Annotated in this window: 21 protein-coding genes and 5 pseudogenes; 10 read left to right on the forward strand and 16 right to left on the reverse strand. The window is 68.1% G+C overall.

What is annotated here, in order from left to right; translation table 11 throughout:
• The first annotated feature begins 91 nt into the window (after positions 1–91).
• Entirely contained in the window at positions 92–1,120 is a 1,029-nt protein-coding gene (locus FRANEAN1_RS02290) for an IS110 family transposase (RefSeq protein ID WP_020458129.1), read from the forward strand.
• Positions 1,121–1,540: 420 nt separating this feature from the next.
• On the opposite strand, the gene FRANEAN1_RS02295 is transcribed toward FRANEAN1_RS02290, so the two are convergent.
• A complete protein-coding gene (locus FRANEAN1_RS02295; RefSeq protein ID WP_020458130.1) occupies positions 1,541–2,608 on the reverse strand; it encodes an integrase core domain-containing protein in 1,068 nt (355 codons plus the stop codon).
• Between the two features lie 224 nt (positions 2,609–2,832).
• Entirely contained in the window at positions 2,833–4,476 is a 1,644-nt protein-coding gene (locus FRANEAN1_RS02300) for an IS1634 family transposase (RefSeq protein ID WP_347176950.1), read from the reverse strand.
• Between the two features lie 534 nt (positions 4,477–5,010).
• Between FRANEAN1_RS02300 and FRANEAN1_RS02305 the strand changes: the two genes are divergently transcribed.
• Positions 5,011–5,568 (forward strand): hypothetical protein, encoded by a 558-nt coding sequence (locus FRANEAN1_RS02305; RefSeq protein ID WP_347176951.1) that lies wholly within the window; start codon positions 5,011–5,013, stop codon positions 5,566–5,568.
• Between the two features lie 154 nt (positions 5,569–5,722).
• Here the strand turns inward: FRANEAN1_RS02305 and FRANEAN1_RS02310 are convergent, their stop codons facing one another.
• Both FRANEAN1_RS02310 and FRANEAN1_RS02315 read right to left on the reverse strand, forming a co-directional pair.
• Entirely contained in the window at positions 5,723–5,911 is a 189-nt protein-coding gene (locus tag FRANEAN1_RS02310) for a hypothetical protein (protein WP_020458133.1), read from the reverse strand.
• Between the two features lie 18 nt (positions 5,912–5,929).
• Positions 5,930–6,997 carry an integrase core domain-containing protein gene (locus FRANEAN1_RS02315; RefSeq protein WP_020458134.1) on the reverse strand — a complete coding sequence of 356 codons (1,068 nt, stop codon included), beginning with the start codon at positions 6,995–6,997 and terminating at the stop codon, positions 5,930–5,932.
• A gap of 131 nt (positions 6,998–7,128) precedes the next feature.
• Here FRANEAN1_RS02315 and FRANEAN1_RS02320 point away from each other — a divergent pair, with 131 nt between their 5' ends.
• Positions 7,129–7,428, forward strand: a complete 300-nt coding sequence (locus FRANEAN1_RS02320) for a hypothetical protein (protein ID WP_157472276.1) — start codon at positions 7,129–7,131, stop codon at positions 7,426–7,428.
• A 109-nt stretch (positions 7,429–7,537) separates the two neighbouring features.
• Here the strand turns inward: FRANEAN1_RS02320 and FRANEAN1_RS02325 are convergent, their stop codons facing one another.
• Positions 7,538–8,161, reverse strand: a complete 624-nt coding sequence (locus tag FRANEAN1_RS02325) for a TetR/AcrR family transcriptional regulator (protein ID WP_020458135.1) — start codon at positions 8,159–8,161, stop codon at positions 7,538–7,540.
• Positions 8,162–8,293: 132 nt separating this feature from the next.
• Between FRANEAN1_RS02325 and FRANEAN1_RS02330 the strand changes: the two genes are divergently transcribed.
• From FRANEAN1_RS02330 to FRANEAN1_RS42900, 5 genes and pseudogenes are all read left to right on the forward strand, one after another.
• The gene (locus FRANEAN1_RS02330; protein WP_020458136.1) at positions 8,294–9,049 is read left to right on the forward strand and encodes an SDR family oxidoreductase; all 756 of its coding nucleotides are present in this window, start codon (positions 8,294–8,296) and stop codon (positions 9,047–9,049) included.
• A 52-nt stretch (positions 9,050–9,101) separates the two neighbouring features.
• The gene (locus tag FRANEAN1_RS02335; RefSeq protein ID WP_020458137.1) at positions 9,102–9,872 is read left to right on the forward strand and encodes an SDR family oxidoreductase; all 771 of its coding nucleotides are present in this window, start codon (positions 9,102–9,104) and stop codon (positions 9,870–9,872) included.
• A gap of 62 nt (positions 9,873–9,934) precedes the next feature.
• Positions 9,935–10,348: pseudogene (locus tag FRANEAN1_RS02340) on the forward strand (nitroreductase family deazaflavin-dependent oxidoreductase); the annotation flags it as partial.
• A 77-nt stretch (positions 10,349–10,425) separates the two neighbouring features.
• Positions 10,426–11,313 carry an NmrA family NAD(P)-binding protein gene (locus FRANEAN1_RS02345; protein WP_020458139.1) on the forward strand — a complete coding sequence of 296 codons (888 nt, stop codon included), beginning with the start codon at positions 10,426–10,428 and terminating at the stop codon, positions 11,311–11,313.
• Between the two features lie 45 nt (positions 11,314–11,358).
• Positions 11,359–11,526: pseudogene (locus tag FRANEAN1_RS42900) on the forward strand (helix-turn-helix domain-containing protein); the annotation flags it as partial.
• Positions 11,527–11,572: 46 nt separating this feature from the next.
• Here the strand turns inward: FRANEAN1_RS42900 and FRANEAN1_RS38015 are convergent.
• Positions 11,573–12,639 (reverse strand): annotated as a pseudogene (locus FRANEAN1_RS38015) (integrase core domain-containing protein).
• A 128-nt stretch (positions 12,640–12,767) separates the two neighbouring features.
• Positions 12,768–13,109: a MerR family transcriptional regulator gene (locus tag FRANEAN1_RS02360; RefSeq protein WP_020458142.1), complete on the reverse strand. Its 342-nt coding sequence runs from the start codon at positions 13,107–13,109 to the stop codon at positions 12,768–12,770.
• 65 nt (positions 13,110–13,174) lie between these two features.
• Between FRANEAN1_RS02360 and FRANEAN1_RS02365 the strand changes: the two genes are divergently transcribed.
• A complete protein-coding gene (locus tag FRANEAN1_RS02365) occupies positions 13,175–14,029 on the forward strand; it encodes an LLM class F420-dependent oxidoreductase (protein ID WP_041253626.1) in 855 nt (284 codons plus the stop codon).
• On the opposite strand, the gene FRANEAN1_RS41985 is transcribed toward FRANEAN1_RS02365, so the two are convergent.
• From FRANEAN1_RS41985 to FRANEAN1_RS42905, 5 genes and pseudogenes are all read right to left on the reverse strand, one after another.
• Positions 14,026–14,166 carry a hypothetical protein gene (locus FRANEAN1_RS41985; RefSeq protein ID WP_020458144.1) on the reverse strand — a complete coding sequence of 47 codons (141 nt, stop codon included), beginning with the start codon at positions 14,164–14,166 and terminating at the stop codon, positions 14,026–14,028. The two genes, FRANEAN1_RS02365 and FRANEAN1_RS41985, sit on opposite strands and share 4 nt — an antisense overlap.
• A gap of 82 nt (positions 14,167–14,248) precedes the next feature.
• Positions 14,249–14,476: pseudogene (locus FRANEAN1_RS02370) on the reverse strand (transposase); the annotation flags it as partial.
• 602 nt (positions 14,477–15,078) lie between these two features.
• Positions 15,079–15,459, reverse strand: a pseudogene (locus FRANEAN1_RS02375) (DUF1232 domain-containing protein); the annotation flags it as partial.
• Positions 15,452–16,024, reverse strand: a complete 573-nt coding sequence (locus tag FRANEAN1_RS02380; RefSeq protein ID WP_198145719.1) for a Chromate resistance protein ChrB — start codon at positions 16,022–16,024, stop codon at positions 15,452–15,454. The pseudogene FRANEAN1_RS02375 and the gene FRANEAN1_RS02380, both read right to left, overlap by 8 nt.
• Before the next feature lie 499 nt (positions 16,025–16,523).
• Positions 16,524–16,679 carry a hypothetical protein gene (locus FRANEAN1_RS42905; RefSeq protein ID WP_347176952.1) on the reverse strand — a complete coding sequence of 52 codons (156 nt, stop codon included), beginning with the start codon at positions 16,677–16,679 and terminating at the stop codon, positions 16,524–16,526.
• A gap of 537 nt (positions 16,680–17,216) precedes the next feature.
• Here FRANEAN1_RS42905 and FRANEAN1_RS02390 point away from each other — a divergent pair.
• A complete protein-coding gene (locus tag FRANEAN1_RS02390) occupies positions 17,217–18,377 on the forward strand; it encodes an alkaline phosphatase PhoX (RefSeq protein WP_020458149.1) in 1,161 nt (386 codons plus the stop codon).
• Positions 18,378–18,759: 382 nt separating this feature from the next.
• Here FRANEAN1_RS02390 and FRANEAN1_RS42910 read toward each other — a convergent pair whose 3' ends face one another.
• From FRANEAN1_RS42910 to FRANEAN1_RS40635, 4 genes are all read right to left on the reverse strand, one after another.
• On the reverse strand, positions 18,760–19,152 hold the full coding sequence (locus FRANEAN1_RS42910) for an integrase core domain-containing protein (protein ID WP_020458150.1): 393 nt from the start codon (positions 19,150–19,152) through the stop codon (positions 18,760–18,762).
• Positions 19,153–19,154: 2 nt separating this feature from the next.
• A complete protein-coding gene (locus FRANEAN1_RS42915) occupies positions 19,155–19,799 on the reverse strand; it encodes a helix-turn-helix domain-containing protein (RefSeq protein ID WP_020458151.1) in 645 nt (214 codons plus the stop codon).
• A 79-nt stretch (positions 19,800–19,878) separates the two neighbouring features.
• Positions 19,879–20,100 carry a hypothetical protein gene (locus FRANEAN1_RS02405; protein ID WP_041253627.1) on the reverse strand — a complete coding sequence of 74 codons (222 nt, stop codon included), beginning with the start codon at positions 20,098–20,100 and terminating at the stop codon, positions 19,879–19,881.
• 261 nt (positions 20,101–20,361) lie between these two features.
• The gene (locus FRANEAN1_RS40635) at positions 20,362–20,562 is read right to left on the reverse strand and encodes a hypothetical protein (RefSeq protein ID WP_157472278.1); all 201 of its coding nucleotides are present in this window, start codon (positions 20,560–20,562) and stop codon (positions 20,362–20,364) included.
• Positions 20,563–20,601: the final 39 nt, after the last annotated feature.

Below are 20,601 nucleotides of genomic sequence, written 5' to 3' on the forward strand. Positions count from 1 at the left end.
TGAAGGGGCGGGGCCTCCGCTCCTGGTGACTCCCCGGGGTCGGGGGTAGGTCCCTCGGGGTTGCTCACGTCTACCGACGAAGGAGGCCCCTGTGAGTCCATCGTATGAGGGTCGCCAGATTGTGGGAATCGATCTCCATCGGCGGCGGTCGGTGATCGTGCGGATGACCCCGGACGGGTATCCGCTGGGAACGGTTCGGATCAGCAACGATGCTGCCACCCTCGCTGCTGAGATCAGCCGTGCCGGTGAGCACCCCGACGTGGTGTTGGAGGCGACGTACGGCTGGTACTGGGCGGCGGATGTGCTGGCCGCCGCTGGCGCGCAGGTTCATCTCGCGCACCCGCTGGGCGTGAAGGGTTTCGCCTACCGGCGGGTGAAGAACGACGTCCGTGACGCCGCGGATCTCGCGGACCTGCTGCGGATGGGACGTCTGCCCGAGGCGTGGGTCGCTCCACCGCCGGTGCGGGAACTGCGGGAGACCGTCCGTCACCGTGCGGCGCTCGTCGCGATCCGTTCGGCGTGCAAGGCCCAGATCCACGCGGTCCTCGCGAAGAACGGTGTCGCGGTGCCCATGACCGACCTGTTCGGCCAGGCCGGAACCGACCTCCTCGGCCAGGTCGAGCTCCCGAGCCCGTTCCACGCCCGCGTCACGAGTCTGCGCCGCCTCATCGACCTGCTCGACTTCGAAATCGACGCGGCCGCCTGTCAGCTCGCCGGCCGGCTCGCGCGGGATCCGGGCTATCAGGCGCTGCTGGTCCTGCCCGGGGTCGGGAAGACCTTGGCCGCGGTGTTCCTCGCCGAGATCGGGGACATCACCCGCTTCCCCACGCCCGGTCACCTTGCCAGTTGGGCTGGTCTCACTCCCCGGCACCGTGAGTCCGACACCACCGTGCACCGCGGCCACATCACCAAACAGGGCTCCTCCCTGATTCGCTGGGCCGCGATCGAAGCCGTGTCGATCCTGCCTCCGACGACCCCGGTCCTGGGCCCGACCAAGACCCGGGTCGCTGCCCGCCGCGGCACCAACATCGGCAAGGTCGCCGCGGCCCGCAAGCTGCTCACGTTCGTCTTCTACGCGCTGCGCGACGGTGAGGTCCGCGCGCTGCACACGGCGGCGTGAGCAGGTGTTCACACGATCAGACGCGTGGCCGCCCAGGTCATGACCCCCACCACTCCGGTGGCGCGGTCGACGTGTTGATTGACCCCGTCTGATCGTGGCCGTATCACTCCATGCCACCCTGCCCCGCGTGGCGAAGGGATGACTGGCGAAACCCACACCGCCGCCCACCACGGACACCCGTGCTGGAGAAGACGCCACACCACCCACACCCGATGTCCTGGGCCGTTCCAGGATGCGCCAGCCGACAACGGCGTCAAGACCGTTCGTCCTCGGGCTCCGCCCTGCGGGCGTTGCGTCTTGACTCCGCCGCCGGACACTGGCGCACGCCCACAGGCACCCAGAACCAGGCCGGAAAACAGGCCCAACCCCCACACCGGAACCGCTTGACCGGCCCCACCCCTTCAGGGATGACCTGGGGTTTTAGGCGGCTCGTTCGTATTCGTTGATCAGGCCGCCGAGGACGGGCTGGCGCTTGATCCGTTCCCTGGCCAGGTCGGCGACAGGGTGGTCGGGCCGAGGCGGTTGAAGGCCACAACCGCGGTGGGGTCGTCGTCCGTTGTAGTGCCGTGCGTACTCGGCCAGAACGGTACGCAGGTGCCGCTCACCGACGATCAGCATGCGGTCGGTGACCTCGGTCCGGACCGTGTGGACGAACCGTTCCGCGTAGGCGTTCGCCCGAGGAGTCCGGGGTGGGATCTTGACCGCGGTGATGCCGGCATCGGCGAGGGCCGCGTCGAAGGAGGCGGTGAGCTGCCCAGCGCGGTCGCGGATCAGGACCTGGAAGTCGGCGGCCCGGTCGCCGAGGTCTATGAGGAGGTTCCGGGCTTGTTGGGTGGTCCACGGGCCGTCGGGGTGGGCGGTGACCCCGAGGATGTGCACGGTGCGGGTGCCGACTTCCAGGACGAAGAAGCAGTACAGACGCTGGAGCGTCACGGCGCAGTCGACGTGGAAGAGGTCGACGGCCAGCATGGTCGATGCCTGGGTGCGTAGGAACTGTCGCCATGTCGTGTCGGTCTGCCGCTTGGGCGCCGGTGGGAGACCCAGGGACTTCAGGACGCGGCGGATCGTGGACGCGCTGACCCGGTGGCCGAGCTTGAGGAGCTCGCCCTGGATCCGCTGGTACCCCCACGTCGTGTTCTCGGTCGCGAGCCGCTCGATCAGTGCGGCGATCTCCGGGCTGACCGGAGGTCGTCCCGTCCGCTGCGGGTAGGTCCATTTCCGTGTGATCAGACGGCGGTGCCACCGTAGGACGGTCCCCGGGGTGACCAGCCGGTGGGCTCGCAGCGTCTTGGGCAGGAGTCGGATGAGTGCGGCGAGGACCGCCCGGTCCGCCCAGTCCCACCGGGGCTTGGGCTGGGTACGACGCAGCACCGCGACCTCGTGCCGCAACACGAGCAACTCGATGTCCTTGGACGCTGACGAACGGCCGAGGAGGACCAGCCAGCCGCACACCCTCACGAAGATCAGATAGAGCAGGCGGATGGACATAGCTGACCATCATGCCGCCGGCCCCGTACGGCCGCATCGCCCCAGCTCACAGGCCCAGGCCCACTTCTGGCACCCCACACGCCTGCAGCCGTACTGGCACCGCTGGTCCACCGCCCCACCCCCACCGGAACTGGCAACCCTGCTTGACCACGTGGGCCACTCCCACCCACTAGCCCTGTCTTCCGCACATGGGATTTCGATGGGTTGACCGGCCCGGTTTCCGATCAAGGTGGCCGGGTGGGATCGACGCCGAGAATGTCGAGGAGGTGCTGGTGCAGCGCCGATGGGCGGGGGATGTAGGCAGGCTGGTCGCCGCGGGCGGGCACGAGGCGCAGCCTGCTCAGTGCGCCGAGGACCAGTGCTCCGGTGGGGCGGGCGGGACGACCGGCGTAGATGCCGGGGATCTTCCCGTCAGGGCCGGTACCGAGCCGGGCTTGGCGTTCGACCAGGCAGAAGACGAGCAGGGCCAGGCAGATCACGTGGATGAGGGCGTGGATCCGCTGGTTGGAGTGCAGGAACATCGGGGCGACCGCGAGCGGGCCCTTGAACGCGCCGTAGCGACGTTCAACGACTTCCTGCCCTTTGTAGCGGGCGAGGACCTCAGCCGGGCCGACGTCGTCAGGCAGGTTGGTCAGCAGCGCGTACCAGCCGTCGGTGGCAGTCTCGGCGTCGAGCGCGGCGGAGTCGAAGTTCCAGGCCAGGGCCGGTTTCCCGGTGTCCGGGTCGACGCTGGTGGTGGCGTGGAGGTAGCGGGTGACGCGGTGTTTCGTCGCCAGGAGGGTCAGGCGGGCCTGCACCGCGGCCTCGGTGCGGTAGAGGTGGTGGCTGCCCGCGGCGCGGGTGAGGGTGTCGAGGTCGGTGCGGGCGCGGCCGAGTTTCAGCGCGCGGGCGGCTTTCGCGGCCTGGTCGTTCGCCGACGACCAGACGAACACCGTGCGCACGGTGACCGGTGGGTCTTTCTTCCGGGGTCCCCGCAGGGTGGTGACGCCTTCCCGGACACGGTAGGCCGCCCGCTGATGGAAGGGTTTGTCCTGGTCACGGGCCGCGACATAGCCGACGAGTGTGGCGGTGGCCCAGTCCTGGGCGGCCAGGACCTGGCCGGGCACGACGGTTTTCGGTGCCGGGGCGAGGAACGTGACCCCGGGCGTGGACGTCAACGCGGTCAGATTCGCGTAGGAGACGAGTTTGCTGTCGCCGACCAGCAGGAACTGTCGGGGGCCGGCGAGCCCGGCCAGGGCCCGCATCGCGCCGGTGACCTGACAGACCTCACCGGCGCCGCCGTCGTAGGCGCGGTGCAGCAGCGGGATCCCGCCGTCACCGGTGACCGCGAGCCCGGTCTGGACCTGTTTGAGGTCGGGGCGGCGGTCCTTCGGGTGGCCGTACTTCGGGGTCGCGTAGTCGCCGTCGATCTCGGGATAGGCGCCGTGCAGCGAGATCGATGTCATGTCCCAGTGGACACGGGACAGGTCGAGGTCGAACGCGGCGATCGCCGCGGCACCGACCGAACCGACCACGGCCTCGCAGACCGGGGCGAGCGCGTCAAGCGCCCGACCGACCCGGTCGTCGTTCAACACGTCCGGCGCGATACCGAACATCTCTTCGACCGCCCAGTCCCGTGCCCACCGTTCGACGTGCAGCAGCGGGGTCGGCGAGGTCAGCCGGTTCGCGACCAGTGCGGCGATCACGTCGCCGTGGGTGGCCCGGTTGACCTTGTCACGCATCGGGGCGAGTCGATCGATCGTGCCCGCGACATCGAGGCGGGCCAGGTAGTCACGCACGACAGGGAGCGCGCCGAGCGGCTTCTCGACGCTCGGCGGCCCGTAGTCCATCGCGACCGTCACAGCCAGGAACAGTCCCAGGCCCGTCACTACCGATCGCGGCCATCCCGACGTGATCCGAACAAGACATCACGTAGCTGTCTCACCGCACGCACGTGCGGAAGACAGGACTAGCCACCCCAACCTGACCAACCAGCGTTAGCCGACGCCGGAACGCCATATCGCCTTCCACCGCTGCGGCCGGCCCGCCTGCCCGGCTCGACCGGACGCGACAAGGTTGCTGGATTCCGTGCTAGCACTGATGCGCCCCGGACGGGCGATCTCTAGCCTCGTGACTGACGGCGCCGGGGGTTGGGCGATACCCAGGACACTCGGCGCGGGGGAGGAGCGGACACGGTGTCCGACCCGCAGGCGGATGTGGCGCAGGCTCAACAACGTGTCGATGGGCCCGGGCCGCCGATTGATCGGCGCGGCTCATCCACGTCGAAAGGTGGGCCGAGGGCGCGGACGCCGTATTCCCCCGGACCGCGTCGAAGGACGTCGCCTGGAATGCGTCGTGGATCGAGATTTTCGACTAGAAACGGGGGGCGGGGTTCGATGCCGGCAGAAGAATCCGCGACCGGGATGCCACGGCGGGCCTTCCTGGCCGCGGGTCTGGGCATAGCGACGGTCGGCGCGACGGTGGCACTGGCGAAACCGGCCGCCGCGGCTGGGGACGGGATCCACTACTGGCGCTTCTGTAACAAATGCTTCGGGCTGCTCCGAGAGCTCCGGGCGGACAACAATCATTGCCCGCAGGGTGGTTCTCATGTTATCCAGGGCTGGACGTTCGCTGTGGCGTATTCGAACGGAAACTTTCTCCACGCCGGCGAGACGCCGTCCCTACAAAGCGCCTGGATGGAGTGCTACTACTGTGCGCTCATCTACTACGGCGACGCCAACGGAGTATGCGTCGCCCGAGGCGGGGCGGGTCATTTCGGAACATCCCAGCAGAATCTCCTCCCCCACGACCTGAATCCGATACCGGGCGGCTACCAGTCCGAGTGGCGGTTCTGTTTCAAGTGCGGCACGCTGTACTTCGACGGTTACCGGCCGAACCGCGGTGCCTGCCCGGGGAACCCGGGCTGGGGACACGCCGCAGCCGGTTACATGTTCCAGCTCCAGGTGGCTGCGTACACCTGACCACGTCGAGCGTGCGCCGACGGGCCGGTCCTCGCCGTCGACCCGTCGGCCCGCCAGCTCGCGGCGAGGCCGCTGTCCACAGTGTGGGTGGAGCCGGTACGGCGCTGTTGCATTGAGCTGGCCCGAGACATGGCTGGGCGGGTTGGTTGCCTGGTCAGATGGCCAAAGCGAGTTCGGTGAACGCTGACGCGAGCCGACGGTGGGGTTCGGCGTCGAGGCCGAGTTCGTAGTGGCCGCGGCGGAGATTCTGGAAGGCGTGCCCGACGCCGATCAGCTGGGCGGAGCACAGCCGTTTTAGCCCGCGCATCGGCCGCAGCCGTGTGGGGTGCCAGAACTCGGCCACCGGCCTTGACCTGGTCTTTTAGGCGGCTCGTTCGTATTCGTTGATCAAGCCACCGAGGACGGGCTGGCGCTTGATCCGTTCCTGGGTCAGGTCTGCGACGGGGTGGTCGGGCCGGGGTGGTTGAAGGTCGCGGCCGCGGTGGGGTCGTCGTCCGTTGTAGTGCCGTGCGTACTCGGCCAGGACCATGCGCAGATGCCGCTCGCCGACGATCAGCATGCGGTCGGTGACCTCGGTCCGGACGGTGCGGACGAACCGTTCCGCGTAGGCGTTCGCCCGGGGAGCCCGGGGTGGGATCGTGACGGCGGTGATGCCGGCGTCGGCGAGGACCGTGTCGAACGACGCGGTGAACTGGCCGGCGCGGTCGCGGATCAGGAACTGGAAGTCGGCCGCCTGATCACCGAGGTCCATGAGGAGGTTCCGGGCTTGTTGGGTGGTCCATGGTCCGTCGGGGTGGGCGGTGACTCCGAGGATGTGGACGGTGCGGGAGTCGACCTCTATGACGAAGAAGCAGTGCAGACGCCGGAGTGTCACGGCGCAGTCCACGTGGAAGAAGTCGACGGCCAGCATGGTCGATGCCTGTGTACGCAGGAACTGTCGCCACGTCGTGTCGGTCTGCCGTTTCGGTGCCGGGGGCAGCCCGAGGGTCTTCAGGACCCGGCGGATCGTGGAGGCGCTCACCCGGTGGCCGAGTGTGAGGAGCTCGCCCTGGATTCGCTGGTAGCCCCATGTCGTGTTCTCGGTCGCGAGCCGCTCGATCAGCGTGGCGATCTCCGTGCCGATCGGTGGCCGTCCGGTCCGCTGCGGGTGGGTCCATTTCCGTGTGATCAGGCGGCGGTGCCACCGTAGGACGGTGCCGGGCGTGACCAGCCGGTGCGCTCGCAGCGCCCTGGGCAGGAGCCGGATGAGTGCGGCGAGGACCGCCCGGTCCGCCCAGTCCCACCGGGGCTTGGGCTGGGTACGGCGCAGCACCGCGACCTCATGCCGCAGCACCAGCAACTCGATGTCCTTCGACGCCGACGAACGGCCGAGAAGAACCAGCCAGCCACAGACCCGAACGAAGATCAGGTACAGCAGGCGTACGGACATAGTTGACCATCATGCGGCCGGCCCCGCGCCGGCGCGTCGCCCCAGGTAACAGGCTCAGGCCGACTTCTGGCACCCCACAGGCTTGACCGGTGACGGTGAAGGCGGTCCGTGGGCTGGTCAGGGTCACGGCGGTGCTGGTGGTGGGCTGGCCGGGGGTGAAAGTGGCGGTGCCGCTGGTGGCGATCGCCGGTCCCGACCAGAACGACAGACGGCTGGTGTCGATGGTGCGGGCCGGGCCGCCGGTGCCGGTGACGAAGGTGGTCGCAGTCACGGTCACGGTCACGGTCCATGATCCGCCTGCGAGGTCGCATAGGTCGGAGACGGTCACCGCGCCGAGGGTGGCGGTGATGGTGTCGCCGACCGGGGCGCTGCCCAGGCTGGCGAGGAATTGTCAAGACCTGTGGATGGTGATCGTTAAGCGGCTTGGTTGACGGGTGTGGTGGTGGGTCGTTCGACGAGCTGGCTTGCTTCGAAGACGGCGCCGGCGCGGACGAGGGCGACGACCACCTCGGCCGCGTCCCTGCAGCGGCGGGGAGGGTTTCATCGCCCGACGTCGGGCTGGGGCGCGGCGAACGAGCGCAGGTGGGCGTAGGCGGCGTCGAGCGCGACGCGCAACGGCAGGACGTCCCGGTGGGTCCGGGCGAGGAGGACGCCGCCCTGCAGACTGGTGAAGACCGCGAGCGCCAGGAGCTCCGGCTCCGCGTCGGACACGAGTTCGCCTCGGATCCGCATCCGTTCCAGGCCTTGCGTCAGGTAGGCCTGCCAACGCTCGAAGCAGGCCGAGAGGTCGGCGCGGATGGCTTCGTCGCGACCGGCCAGCTCGCCGGCCAGGTTGCCGAGCGGGCAGCCGGGGAAGTCGCTCGCCGCGGTCTGGGTGGCGAACTCGTCCATCCAAGCGCGAATCGCCGTCCAGGTGTCGAGCTGCGAGAGCCGAGGCAGCTGTGCTTCGACCAGGCAGTCGAACCGGTCGGCGACGACCGCCCTGACGAGTCCGCCCTTGTCGCCGAAGTAGTGGTAGAGCTGGCTCTTGCTGGCCCCCGCCGCCGTGAGGATCTGGTCTAGCCCGGCCCCGGCCACGCCGCGGTCGTCGATCAGGGCCGACGCCGCATCGACGATTTTCTGGCGGCTGCGCCGGCCCCGGCCGGTCGTCGGTTGGTTCGTCACGACGTCACTCTAGCCTGGACTGGACAGATCGGTCCAGTTGTGGCTAGCGTAAGCCGCACAGAGCGTTCGCCACGCCAGTCGTCCCACCTTCTGAGGGTCACTTGGCGCCTGCACTCGAACGGAGCATTTTTCGTGTCATCGCTCACTGGAAAACCCGCCGCGCTGGTGACCGGCGGTACCACCGGAATAGGTCTCGCGACGGCGCAGATGCTGCACGCTGACGGGTTCGACGTGCTCATCACCGGCCAAAATCCAGAAACACTTGCCGCCGCTGCCGAACAGTTGCCCGCCGACGTGGTCGTGCTACGTTCCGACGCCCGCACACTGTCCGAGCCGGATCGGGTGGCGGCTGCCGTTCGGGATCGTTTCGGCCGGCTCGACGTAGTATTCCTCAACGCAGGTATCGGCCGGCTCGTCCCGATCGAAGCAGTCGACGAGGCGACGTACGACGAAATGTTCGACGTGAACGTCAGGAGTCAGCTGTTCACGCTGCAACGGGTCCTGCCCCTGCTGCGAGACGGCGGCTCCGTCGTGTTCAGTACGGCCCTGGGCGCCACGCTCGGTCTGGCCGACTGGTCGGTGTACAGCGCGACGAAGGGCGCGCTGACTGCCCTGGTCCACGCCTTGGCCGTGGAACTCGCGCCGCGAGGAATCCGGGTCAACGCAGTCAGTGCCGGCCCGGCGGACACGCCCGCGCTCTCCAAGCTCGGCCTGCCCGACGCGGCGCTGGCCACAATGCGCAAGGACCTGGCCGCCGCGATCCCCCTGGGCCGCCTGGGCGTCGCCCAGGACGTCGCCCGCGCCGTGGCGTTCCTCGGCTCCCCCGCAGCCGGTTTCGTCACCGGCACGACGATCGCGGTCGACGGCGGCCTCGGCGTGGCGGTCTGAGTCGGACGTCCAGGCCCCACGACAGCGTCACGACAAGGACAAGGACACACCCATGACCACGACAAACGCCATCGCCCAGGCCCAGCCGCGGGTCGCGCTCGTCACCGGCGGAACCACCGGAATCGGCCTGGCCACGGCTCGGCTGCTGCATGCCGACGGGTTCGCCGTCGCGATCACCGGCCAGAACCCCGAGACACTCGCGGCGGCGCGGCACGTGTTGCCCGATGACGTCCTCGTCCAGCGCGCCGACGCCCGGGTCCTGGCGGACGCCGACGCGCTCGCCGCCGAACTCCGTGACCGGTTCGGGCACCTCGACGCGGTGTTCCTGAACGCCGCCGTCGCCCAGCCCTCGTCGTTCAGCTCCGTCACCGAGGAATCGTACAAAGAACACTTCGGAGTGAACGTGAAAGGGCAGTTCTTCACGTTGCAGCGAGTGCTGCCGCTGCTCCGCGACGGCGGTACCGTAGTGTTCAACAGCTCGCGACTGGTGGCCCGGTCGTTTCCTGGGATGTCGCTGTACGTTGCCACCAAGGGAGCGGTGGCATCGATGGCTAGGGCGCTCGCCGTGGAACTCGCCCCTCGGCGGATTCGGGTCAACGTCGTCAGCCCTGGCCCGGTCGACACCCCGGCACTGGCGAAACAAGGGCTGTCCGCCGCAGAACTGACCAGTCTCCGCACGACGCTGACGGCCAAGGTTCCGCTCGGCCGAATAGCGTCGGACGAAGAAGTGGCCCATACCGTCGCTTTCCTGGTTTCGGACGCGGCCAGCTATCTCACCGGCGCCGACATCGTCGTCGACGGCGGGATGATGGCCAGCGTCTAAAACCCGTGACAGCATCGTTCCCGTCGACCCCACCCGCCTGACCGAAGGAACTCAGACCAGTCATGGACAAGGCCGAACTCGACGAACAGAACCGTCGGGTGACAGCGGAATTCCTCACCCGGGGCGGCGTGGTCAGCGGCGACTACCAGGGCATGCCGCTGCTCCTGCTGCACCACGTCGGCGCCAGGACCGGACATGCTCGGGTCAACCCGATGACCTACCTGGCGGTCAACCACAGCTTCGCGGTTTTCGCGTCCAACGGCGGCGCGGCCGTGCACCCCGACTGGTACCACAACCTCCTGGCCCACCCCACGGTCTCGGTCGTCGTCGGGACGGAGACGTTCCCCATGGTGGCCCGGGTCGCGACCGGAGCGGAACGGGAGAGTATCTGGGCCCGGCAGAAGGCCGTCAACCCGCTGTTTGCAGAGCTCGAACGGGCCACCACCCGCCAGATCCCGGTCGTCATCCTCGACCGCACCCCGGCTCCGCTGCCGGCACCGGAGCCGGAGCCTACGCCGGTGCCGGCCTCGAGCAAGGACGGGGACGACCGGCGGTGACCGTCCTCGTTGTCGGCGCTACCGGCCGAACCGCGTCGTACCTCGTCATGTGCCTGCTGCGGGACGGCGTGCCGGTGCGGGCGCTGGTGCGGGACCGGGACAAGGCCGAGACCGTGTTCCGCGCCACCCGGCGTCCTGCCACCGGGCACCTCGAAATCGTCAGCGGTCCCTTCGACGACCCAGCGCTGCTCCTGTCTGCGACGAAGGGGGTCGACGCAGCCTTTCTCGCGCTGTCCACCAGCCCGCAGCAGATTGCGCTGGAGCGGAACGTCGTCGACGCCGCCGTCCGGGCGGAGCTGCCCCACTTGGTCCGGCTGTCCGTGTTCGACGCGGACCTCGACGCCGGCTACGAGATCGGCCGACGCCACGGCGAACTCGACGCCTACCTGGCCGCGTCCGGGGTGCCGCACACCCTGCTCCGCCCCACCTATTTCAGTAGCAACCTGCTGGTCGCCGCGCCCTCGATCGCGGCGACCAGCCAGTGGGCCGGGCTGGCACCCGACGGCCGGGTCGCCCTCATCGACACCCGCGACGTCGCCGAGGCCGCCGCGGTCGTGCTGCGGGACCCCGCTGGCCGCGGGGCGGCCTACCAGCTGACCGGGCCCGAGGCGCTGACATTCACCGAGATCGCCGAATGCTTCAGCCGGGTGCTGGGCCGGCGAATCAGCTACGACGCCGCCGACGAAGCCCATGTGCGCGCAGCCATGGCTGCCCGGGGCGTACCGGGCTGGCTGGCCGACATCGCCGTCGGAATCGACCTGGCGATGCAGGCCGGCCGACACTCCCAGGTGACCAACGAGATTCGCGCGCTCACCGGCGCGGCGCCTCGCCCGTTGGAGGCGTTCATCGAATCCAACCGCGCCGCCTACACCCCGGCGGGCTAACCGTGTGGGGCTCCAGAACCCCGATTTGGGCAGTGACCTGCATGTTTGTCTGCCGGACGGGGTCTGCGTCGGGCAGGCTGGATGGTCATGGTGTGGTCGCTGCTCTACGCCCTGACACGCAACGCTCTCGGGCTGATGTTGCTCCGGGTTCGTGGGGACACCGCGAAGGAGGTAAAGCTCTTCGCCCTGCGACATCAGATGGCGGTGTTGCGATGGCTGTGGGGTGCCAGAACTTGGCCACTGGCCTTGACCTGGTCTTTTAGGTGGCTCGTTCGTATTCGTTGATCAGGCCGTCGAGGACGGGGCGGCGCTTGATCCGTTCCTTGGTCAGGTCGGCGATGGGGTGGTCGGGTCGTGGTGGTTGAAGGTCGCGGCTGCGGTGGGGTCGTCGTCCGTTGTAGTGGGCGGCGTACTCGGCCAGGACAGAACGTAGGTGCCGTTCACCGACGATCAGCATGTGGTCGGTGACCTCGGTCCGGACTGTGTGGACGAACCGTTCGGCGTAGGCGTTCGCCCGGGGCGTCCGGGGTGGGATCTTGACGGTGGTGATGCCGGCGTCGGCGAGGACCGCGTCGAAGGACGCGGTGAACTGCCCGGCGCGGTCGCGGATCAGGAACTGGAAGTCGGCTGTCCGGGCGCCGAGGTCCATGAGGAGGTTGCGGATCTGTTGGGTGGTCCACAGCCCGTCCGGGTGGGCGGTGACCCCGAGGATGTGGACGGAGCGGGAGCCGGCTTCCAGGACGAAGAAGCAGTACAGACGCCGCAGCGTCACGGCGCAGTCCACGTGGAAGAAGTCGACCGCCAGCATCGTCGATGCCTGGGTGCGCAGGAACTGCCGCCACGTCGTGTCGGTCTGGTGTTTCGGTGCCGGGGGCAGCCCCAGGGACGTCAGGACCCGGCGATCGTGGACGCGCCAATGCGGTGGCCGAGTGTGAGGAGCTCGCCCTGGGTCCGCTGGTATCCCCACGTCGTGTTCTCGGTCGCGAGCCGCTCGATGAGGGTCGCGATCTCCGTGCTGACCGGCGGTCGTCCTGTCCGGTGCGGGTAGGTCCATTTCCGTGTGATTAGACGGCGGTGCCACCGTAGGACGGTGCCGGGGGTGGCCAGTCGGTGCGCTCGCAGTGTCTTCGGCAAAAGCTGGATCAGTGCGGCGAGTACCGCCCGGTCCGCCCAGTCCCACCGGGGCTTGGGCTGGGTACGGCGCAGCATGGTGACCTCGTGCCGCAACACCAGCAGCTCGATGTCCTTGGACGCCGACGAACGACCGAGGAGGACCAGCCAGCCGCAGACCCGCACGAAGATCAGATACAGCAGGCGTACGGACACAGTGGACCATCATGCCGCCGGCCCCGTGCCGGCGTATCGCCCCAGGTCACAGGCCCAAGCCGACTTCTGGCACCCCACAGGCTAGCGGGCGGCGCTGCCGTCACCGCCTCGTCCACGATCGTCGGATCTCAGCCCGCGAGCATCGTCGAGATCAGACCGCGGGCGCGGTCGAGTTGGCTGGCCTGTTTCTCCAGCCGCGCCAGTTCACCGCGCAGTGTCGCGGACAGCTCGGCGCACGGCACGATCCTCGGAGTCGCGTCAAGAGTGCAGGGCAGTACCTGGCGGATCGTCGCCACCGACAGCCCCGCGCCGAGCAACATCTGGATCCGGGCCACTGTCTCCACCGCAGATTCCGGGAAGTGACGGTAGCCGTTAGCGCCGCGGTCGGCCACCAGCAGGCCGTGCTTTTCATAGTGGCGTAGCGACCGCACGCTCGCTCCGGTGCGTGCCGACAGCTCACCGATCCGCATCCGGCACCCGCCTCCAGCCTTGGCGCTTGACCCTGACACTGATGTCAGACTCTATGGTACGAGGCATGGATATAGGGATCTTCACCGGTATCACCGACGAGCAGATCAGGCCGGCCCTGCTCGCACGGGCAGTCGAGGAGCGGGGGTTCGAGTCACTGTTCGTCGCCGAGCACACCCACATCCCGGTCCGCCGGGAGACGCCGTATCCCGAAGGTGGCGACCTTCCCCGCGACTACTATCGCACCCTCGATCCCTTCATAAGCCTGACGACCGCCGCGGCCGTGACGACCCGATTGCGACTCGGCACCGCGATAGCGCTGGTGGTACAGCGGGATCCGATCCTGTTGGCGAAGGAGACCGCCACCCTCGACCTGGTCAGCGACGGCCGATTCGAGCTGGGCATCGGCGCCGGCTGGCTGCGCGAGGAGATGCGCAACCACGGCACCGACCCGGAAACCCGGGTGCCGCTGATGCGGGAACGGCTGGCCGCGACGAAAGCGCTCTGGACGTCGGAGCAGGCGGAGTTCCACGGTCGCTTCGTCGACTTCGATCCGATCTTCCAATGGCCGAAACCGGTGCAGCGGCCGCATCCACCGGTGTGGATCGGAGGCTGGGGTCCGACCACATTCCACCGGATCGTCACCGACGGCGACGGCTGGCTCGCTCCTCCCATACCGGTCGACGCCTTGGCCCGCGGGGTCGAGGAACTAGCCGAGGTGGCGAACCGGGCCGGGACGGCCGCACCACCGGTGACCGCGATCCTGCTGAACCCTGACGAGGCAGCGACCGAGAAAGCTGCGCTCCTCGGTGTCCGTCGCATCCTGTTCGGGCTGTTTCCCGTCACCGATGCCGACACGACACTGCGCACTCTGGACCACCTGGGCACCCTGGCCCAGCGCACGGTCCTGGCTCGGGGCTAACTCGTCCGGGCGGTCCCCGGCAGCGCGCTCGTTCTTTCCGAAACCCGCAGGTCAAGCACCATCCCGATCAATAGCGCCAACGGGTCGTTCGTCAGCAGCTCGTCCGCCTCGGCGATCTGGCTCAGATGCAGGCCCACCGCGTCACCGTAGCCTCCGTCTGGCCGAAGGTGCCGCACCTGTTGGGTGCCAGAACTCGGACACTGGCCTTGACCTGGGCTTTTAGGTGGCTCGTTCGTATTCGTTGATCAGGCCGCCGAGGACGGGTTGGCGCTTGATCCGTTCCTTGGTCAGGTCTGCGACGGGGTGGTCGGGTCGTGGTGGTTGAAGGTCGCGGCTGCGGTGGGGTTGTCGTCCGTTGTAGTGGGCTGCGTACTCGGCCAGGACGGTGCGCAGATGTCGTTCGCCGAAGATCAGCATGCGATCGGTGACCTCGGTCCGAACGGTGCGGCTGCCGCGCCGTCGCATCACCCCAGCTCACGGTTCCAGGCCGACTTCTGGCACCCCACAGCCGGTCCTGAGGTGCGTACGCCGGAACGAGATGGGTGCTATGCGGGGTGCCTCTCACCCTTGGGTCGGGGGCGAGAACCGCGGCCCGATCCCCAGCATCGTCGTCCCAGCGGGCGAGACCGTACGGGGCTGGGCCCGGTCGCCGCTGTTTGAACTCGGCTGCCAGGGGGTGATTACCGTCCGCTTGCGCGTCGGAGTGCCTGGCGGAGCTCGCTGAGGTCCGGGGTGGCGGCGAGCCCGGTGGGAGTGTGGTAGATCCGGCAGGCCAGCGTGGGGGCATGACTGGGCTGGGCGAACAGGTCGCGCCCAGCGATCCGGATTGTGGGTGACCCGGCGAAGCCCAGTTCTTCGGCGTGCCGCTGGTCGGTGACCGCGGTCGTTGTGATGCGGGTGCTGGTGAGGCCGATGTCGTTCAGGGCCTGGCGAAGCAGTACGGCGGCTGGGCCTTGGTGCGGGCAGTCCGGTGTGACCAGCAGTTCGACTTCTGTCGGTCCGTTGCCGGCTGCCGCATCAGCTGAGTCCGGTGGTGACGTGTGCGCGGGGCCGAGGAGGCGTTCGAGGAGCCGTGGCTGACCCGGCCATGCGGCCAGCAGGACGTCGCGGGGTACCTGGCGGCCCGCGTAGCGCAGAGCGAGCGCCACGACGACGATGTCGTCGAGGGGGCCGATCACGGGCAGGAACTCGGGGATCAGGTCGATGGGGCTGGCGACCCACAGCCCGGCGATCAGTACGGCGATCTTTGCTTTTCGTGGTACCTGGGGGTTCTTCCGGAGCCGGCGCACTGTCGTTAGGCAGTCGGGGATGAAGGCGGCGAGGTCTCGCAGGACCCCGGGCGGCAGCCGCCGGGCGAGTAGGAAGAGCACCCCCCAGCTGGCCACCAGGCATCCGGCGGCGATCCCCAGGCCGACAAGCCAGTCACGCATGGTCGGTCTCCTCGTCCAGGGGGGCGTGGACGGCGCGGTAGACGTCCTCGCTGTAGGCGTCCAAGACCTTGACGCAGTGTTCGAGGCGTTCCCCGGCCGGGGTATTGGCCACGGCGGCGAACACGTCACGGGTCTTGAGTTCGCGCCACCATCGTCGCAGCCGCTCCAGGCTCTGTTCCTCCTCGTCGAGCTCGGCGAGGGTGAACTTGCCGATCCGGCGCTCTTTGGCGATCTCGGCGTCGAACTTGTCGCACTCGGCGACGAACTCCGCCCATTCCGCGGCGCGGGCTGCGTTGAACTCCGCTACCAGCGTCGCCTCGCTGTTGCCGTCTCGAGCGCGACCGTCAAGGGCCACGACGCGCCCGTTGCCGCGGTCGACCAGGGCGCGGACACGGTCCAGCCCGTCGAGGAACAGTGGTGTGGCCGGCATCGCCCACACACCCGAGCCGACGGGCATGGCACCCAGCCGCCGCAGTTCCCGCCACACCGCCACCCGATGCCGCGACGGATCGCCGGGTAGTCGGACACTGACGACCAGCCACCGTGAGGTCGGGTCATTCGACACAACTATTAATGTAACGCGGGTTACATGCACCTGCTGTCGAAGCGGTTGCTGCCCCATAGACCCGGAGAGACCCCGCGCGTGCGGGGACGACCGCGACGAGGTCGACCAGGCCGTCAAGGACGCGGGAAAATCCCCGCATGCGCGGGGACTGGAGGACCACGCGGCGAGTCGTCCCCGCATGCGCGGGGATCTTCCTACTTTCTCCTTTACTGGGCTGCGCGGTTGGCCTTCGTACCGCACGCTGTCGCGCGGGGTCTCCCAGAGCGGCCGACGCCATCGGACGATGACTACGTCGTTCCGGCACTGGCGGGGCAGCGTGAGGACGACCTGGCGCGATCTCCGTGCTGATCGGTGGTCGTCCGGTCCGCTGCGGGTGAGTCCATTTCTTTGTGATCAGATGGCGGTGCCACCGGAGGACGGTGCCGGGGGTGATCAGCCGGTGGGCTCGCAGCGCTCTGGGCAGGAGTCGGATGAATGCGGCGAGGACCGCCCGGTCCGCCTAGGTCCACCGGGGCTTGGGCTGGGTGCGGCGCAGCACCGCGACCTCGTGCCGCAGCACGAGCAGCTCGATGTCCTTCGACGCCGACGAACGGCCGAGGAGGACAAGCCAGCCACAGACCCGCACGAAGATCATATAGAGCAGGCGCACGGACATAGTTGACCATCATGCGGCCGGCCCCGCGCCGGTGCATCGCCCCAGGTCACAGGACCAGGCCGACTTCTGGCACGCCACAGGACCCGGCCACCACCCCAGCAACATCAAAAACCTGAAGTCCGCGGTGTTGGCCGGGGGCGGCGCCCGGCAGTGCCGACCGGGAGTCGGTCAACCGGGCCGCGTGCACCCAGTTATCGATCAAGAAAAGTGCGGAAGTCGATCGATTCGGCGTCCAGGAAATTTTCCAGGCTATGTCCTGGCTTCTCTCGCACCGGCTTCCCAGCGAACTTTCCGGCGCTCCTTAGTCCAGATTTCATCTGCTATTAAGCTCGAAACCCGGACGGGCGTTCGTGTTCCGATCCGGTTCCCATCAGGCCTTCTGATGTTCACCGTCAGGTTTCTCGTGCACCGCTTTCTTCTCGTCTAGCGTTGTCGGCTGCGCGGACAATTCCGTCTCAAGAACCTCCGGCTGCGCGATGAAAGATTGTAATCTTGCACCTTTGGTTCAGCGCTTCTGTCGTACTTTGGAGGTCGGCAATGGAACGGCGAACGTTCTTGCGTTCCGCTATCGCGGGAACCGGCGTGGTCGCCTTCTCCGGGGCGATATGGGACACGGCCCTGGCCGCTCCCGCCCAGAACGGCTCCAGCCCCTATGGATCGCTGTTGGCGGCTGACGCCAACGGGGTCATGCTCCCCTCCGGTTTCACTAGCCGCATTGTCGCCCGTTCTGGTCAGGTGGTTTCCGGAACCAGCTACACCTGGCACAACGCCCCGGACGGCGGCGCGGTTTTCCTGAACGGCACGGGTTGGATGTACGTCTCCAATTCGGAGGTCGGCAGCAGCGCGGGCGGGGCTTCGGTGCTGCGCTTCGACTCCAGCGGAACCGTCACCTCCGCCCAGCGCATTCTTTCAAACACGAGCAGCAACTGTGCGGGTGGGGCGACTCCGTGGGGCACGTGGCTGTCCTGCGAGGAGACCTCCAACGGGCGGGTGTGGGAGACCTATCCGGCCACCGGCGCGTCGGCTGTCAGCCGGCCGGCCATGGGCCGTTTCAAGCACGAGGCGGCTGCGTGCGACCCGGTCCGCCAGGTCATCTACCTGACCGAGGACCAGACTGACGGCTGCTTCTACCGGTTCCGTCCGACCACCTGGGGAAACCTCTCCTCCGGCACGCTCGAGGTGTTGGTTGCGGGATCTGGAACATCCGGTACGGCAACCTGGCAGGTCGTCCCGGACCCGGACGGTTCACCGACCGCCACCCGCAGCCAGGTTTCCGGAGCGAAGCACTTCAATGGCGGCGAGGGCTGCCACTACGCGAACAACACCGTCTGGTTCACCACCAAGGGCGACAACCGGGTGTGGGAGGTTCACGTCGACACCAACACATTCGAACTTGCATATGACGACTCGCTGGTATCTCCTGGACCTGCCCCGCTGACCGGTGTCGACAACATCACCGGATCGACGTACGGGGACCTTTACGTTGCTGAGGATGGCGGGAACCTGGAGATCTGCATCATCACTCCGGACGACATCGTGGCCCCGATCCTGCGGCTGGTCGGGCACAACTCATCCGAAATAACCGGACCAGCATTCTCCCCGAACGGCCAGCGGCTGTACTTCTCGTCCCAGCGCGGCACGTCCGGCTCGTCCTCCGGCGGCATCACCTTCGAGGTCACCGGTCCGTTCCGGACCTGACCGGGCCGGGTTGCCTCGGCGGGTAGCTCTCACCTTGGGAGGCGGCAGCGGCACCGCTCCCCACCGCCGACCACGCGTCAATTCTCCAGGCTGGCCAATCTGATGGGACTGTACTTTTTGCAAGTACAGTCCCATCTCGACTTTCGCACTTTTCTTGATCGCGAACTGTGTTCCCGTCAAGGTCGCCATGATCGTTCATGGTGTATTCATAGAAGTATCCGCCGCGCCCTGGATGGCAGGCGAAAAACCATTCGCCGCTGAGGGGGCTGTGGGCGAGAGGCCGCCGCGGATGGCGTGGTTGAGGCCGGCGCGCAGGGTTGCGCGTATGCGCTGTTTGCTGGCGTCGCCGACGACCCTGTGGGTGCCGGAAACTGGGGTCGGGTCATGCGGCCTGCTGGTATTCATAGATGAGCCCGCCGAGCCGACCATGTCGGACGACCGGCGTGCCGGGTTCGGGCGGTGGGTCGGCGCCGGCGCTGAGCGGTGCCTGTTGCTGGAGTGACTGGTGGGGGCGGTGCTGGTTGTAGTGATCGACGTAGGCGGTGAGGACGGCGGTGAGGTGTCGTTCGCCGAGGATGAGGAGGTGGTCGAGGCATTCGCGGCGGATGGTGCCGACCCACCGTTCCGCGAAGGCGTTCGCGACCGGCGCCCTCGCGGGCGTCCGCACAATATCGATGTTGTCGGTGGTGAAGACGGTGTCGAAGGCGGCGGTGAACTTTGTATCGCGGTCACGGATGAGGAACCGGAACCGTGCGGCACGCTCGCCCAGGGCCATGATCAGATTGCGGGCCTGCTGGGTGACTGAGGCGGGAGTCCAGCTCGAGGAAGAACAGGACGTACAGCTTGCTCAGCAGGACGGTTGATGGTGAAGAAGTCACACGCGAGGATGCCGTGGGCTTGGATGTGCAGGAACTGTCGCCAGGTGGGGCTGGTGTGTCGGGGTGCGGGATTGACCTGGGCGGAGCGCAGGATCGTCCAGACGGTACTGGCCCCGACCGAGTAGCCGAGTCGGATGAGTTCGCCGTGGATGCGGCGGTAGCCCCAGTGGGGGTTCTCCTTGGCGAGGTGGAGGATCAGGTGGCGGATCTCCGTTGGGGTGGAGGGTCGGCCGGGTGGGCGGTGCGGCTGGGTCCAGCGGCGGCGGACCAGCTGGCGGTGCCAGCGCAGAATCGTCTCTGGTCGCACTAACAGGATCGACCGGGACGCCTGCGGGAGCAGCCGGGCCAGCCCGGCGAGGATCGCGCGGTCGGCCCAGCAGAACCGGGGCCGGGCGACTTGGCGGTGCAGTACGGCGAGTTCGTGGCGGAGCACGAGGATCTCGGCGTCCTTCGCCGCCGAGCTGCGGGCCACCAGCCCCAGCCAGCCCACAGCCGACAGAAGACGAGGTAGATCAGCCGAACCGCCATGGCCAGGATCATCCACGTGGTGGTGTCCCGGTCAAGGGCACGTGTAGCCGGTGGGGGTACAGGTGTCCGATCGCCTTCAGGGGAAGGCCTATCGATCATCGGGTGAGGTAGAAGCCCTGGTCAGGTCCTGCGGACAGGTTTCGGGCACCCACGGGGTACGGCTCGCACTCGAGACGGTCGATCCCGTCGGCGCAGCGGCGGTTCCAGCCGACCTCGTCGTCCAGCCGGACAGCAGCGACGAGTTGTGAGGTGGTGCGGCGGTGGCGGACCAGGAGCCCGTGCCGGCCAGGCAGGTCCTGGTCGACGGTGTCGACCATCGCCCAGTCGTGTAGCAGCGCTGTCCTTTCGACCCCATGCCGGCAGAGAGCTTCTGCCAGGAGCGAGCAGGCAGCCGCACAGCACGGCGAGCTCGACGGCCTTGCGCGGTCCGATGCCGGTGGTCACCCGGTGGTTGCTGGCGACGGCCAGCACCGTGTCGCAGCCTCCTGAAAACTGGCTCTGTCGCGCCTTCACGAGGACGGTGGGCAGCTCGTCGGAACCCACCCCATGGCCGAGACAACCGGGCCCTACCCGGACGGTCAGTATTGGGATGCGGCCAGCGTCTGCCCGCTGGGCCGGGCATCCGGCCAGGGTGACTCGGCCCCGTTCTGTCCTGGTCCGGACACTGCATCCGCAATGTTGCGCGTGATGGCCTCGGCCAACCGCAGCGCCTGGACAGCAGATAGGTTCACGACGACCTCGGCGTCCTGCGTTGCGAACCCGATCGACACGTCTGCCATGGCCAATGTCCCCTTCCCTGCGCGGGTCTGGTGTGCCTC

This window comes from Parafrankia sp. EAN1pec, assembly GCF_000018005.1.
Classification (GTDB): Bacteria; Actinomycetota; Actinomycetes; order Frankiales; family Frankiaceae; genus Parafrankia; species Parafrankia soli.

What these genes read in the sequence shown, in the direction of transcription:
- FRANEAN1_RS02295 (WP_020458130.1), bottom strand. Translation starts at nt 2,608, where the DNA reads ATGTCCATCCGCCTGCTCTATCTGATCTTCGTGAGGGTGTGCGGCTGG.
- FRANEAN1_RS02305 (WP_347176951.1), top strand. Translation starts at nt 5,011, where the DNA reads ATGCCACGGCGGGCCTTCCTGGCCGCGGGTCTGGGCATAGCGACGGTC.
- FRANEAN1_RS02315 (WP_020458134.1), bottom strand. Translation starts at nt 6,997, where the DNA reads ATGTCCGTACGCCTGCTGTACCTGATCTTCGTTCGGGTCTGTGGCTGG.
- FRANEAN1_RS02335 (WP_020458137.1), top strand. Translation starts at nt 9,102, where the DNA reads ATGACCACGACAAACGCCATCGCCCAGGCCCAGCCGCGGGTCGCGCTC.
- FRANEAN1_RS02360 (WP_020458142.1), bottom strand. Translation starts at nt 13,109, where the DNA reads ATGCGGATCGGTGAGCTGTCGGCACGCACCGGAGCGAGCGTGCGGTCG.
- FRANEAN1_RS02365 (WP_041253626.1), top strand. Translation starts at nt 13,175, where the DNA reads ATGGATATAGGGATCTTCACCGGTATCACCGACGAGCAGATCAGGCCG.
- FRANEAN1_RS42905 (WP_347176952.1), bottom strand. Translation starts at nt 16,679, where the DNA reads ATGTCCGTGCGCCTGCTCTATATGATCTTCGTGCGGGTCTGTGGCTGG.
- FRANEAN1_RS02390 (WP_020458149.1), top strand. Translation starts at nt 17,217, where the DNA reads ATGGAACGGCGAACGTTCTTGCGTTCCGCTATCGCGGGAACCGGCGTG.
- FRANEAN1_RS42910 (WP_020458150.1), bottom strand. Translation starts at nt 19,152, where the DNA reads ATGGCCCTGGGCGAGCGTGCCGCACGGTTCCGGTTCCTCATCCGTGAC.
- FRANEAN1_RS02405 (WP_041253627.1), bottom strand. Translation starts at nt 20,100, where the DNA reads ATGGTCGACACCGTCGACCAGGACCTGCCTGGCCGGCACGGGCTCCTG.
- FRANEAN1_RS40635 (WP_157472278.1), bottom strand. Translation starts at nt 20,562, where the DNA reads ATGGCAGACGTGTCGATCGGGTTCGCAACGCAGGACGCCGAGGTCGTC.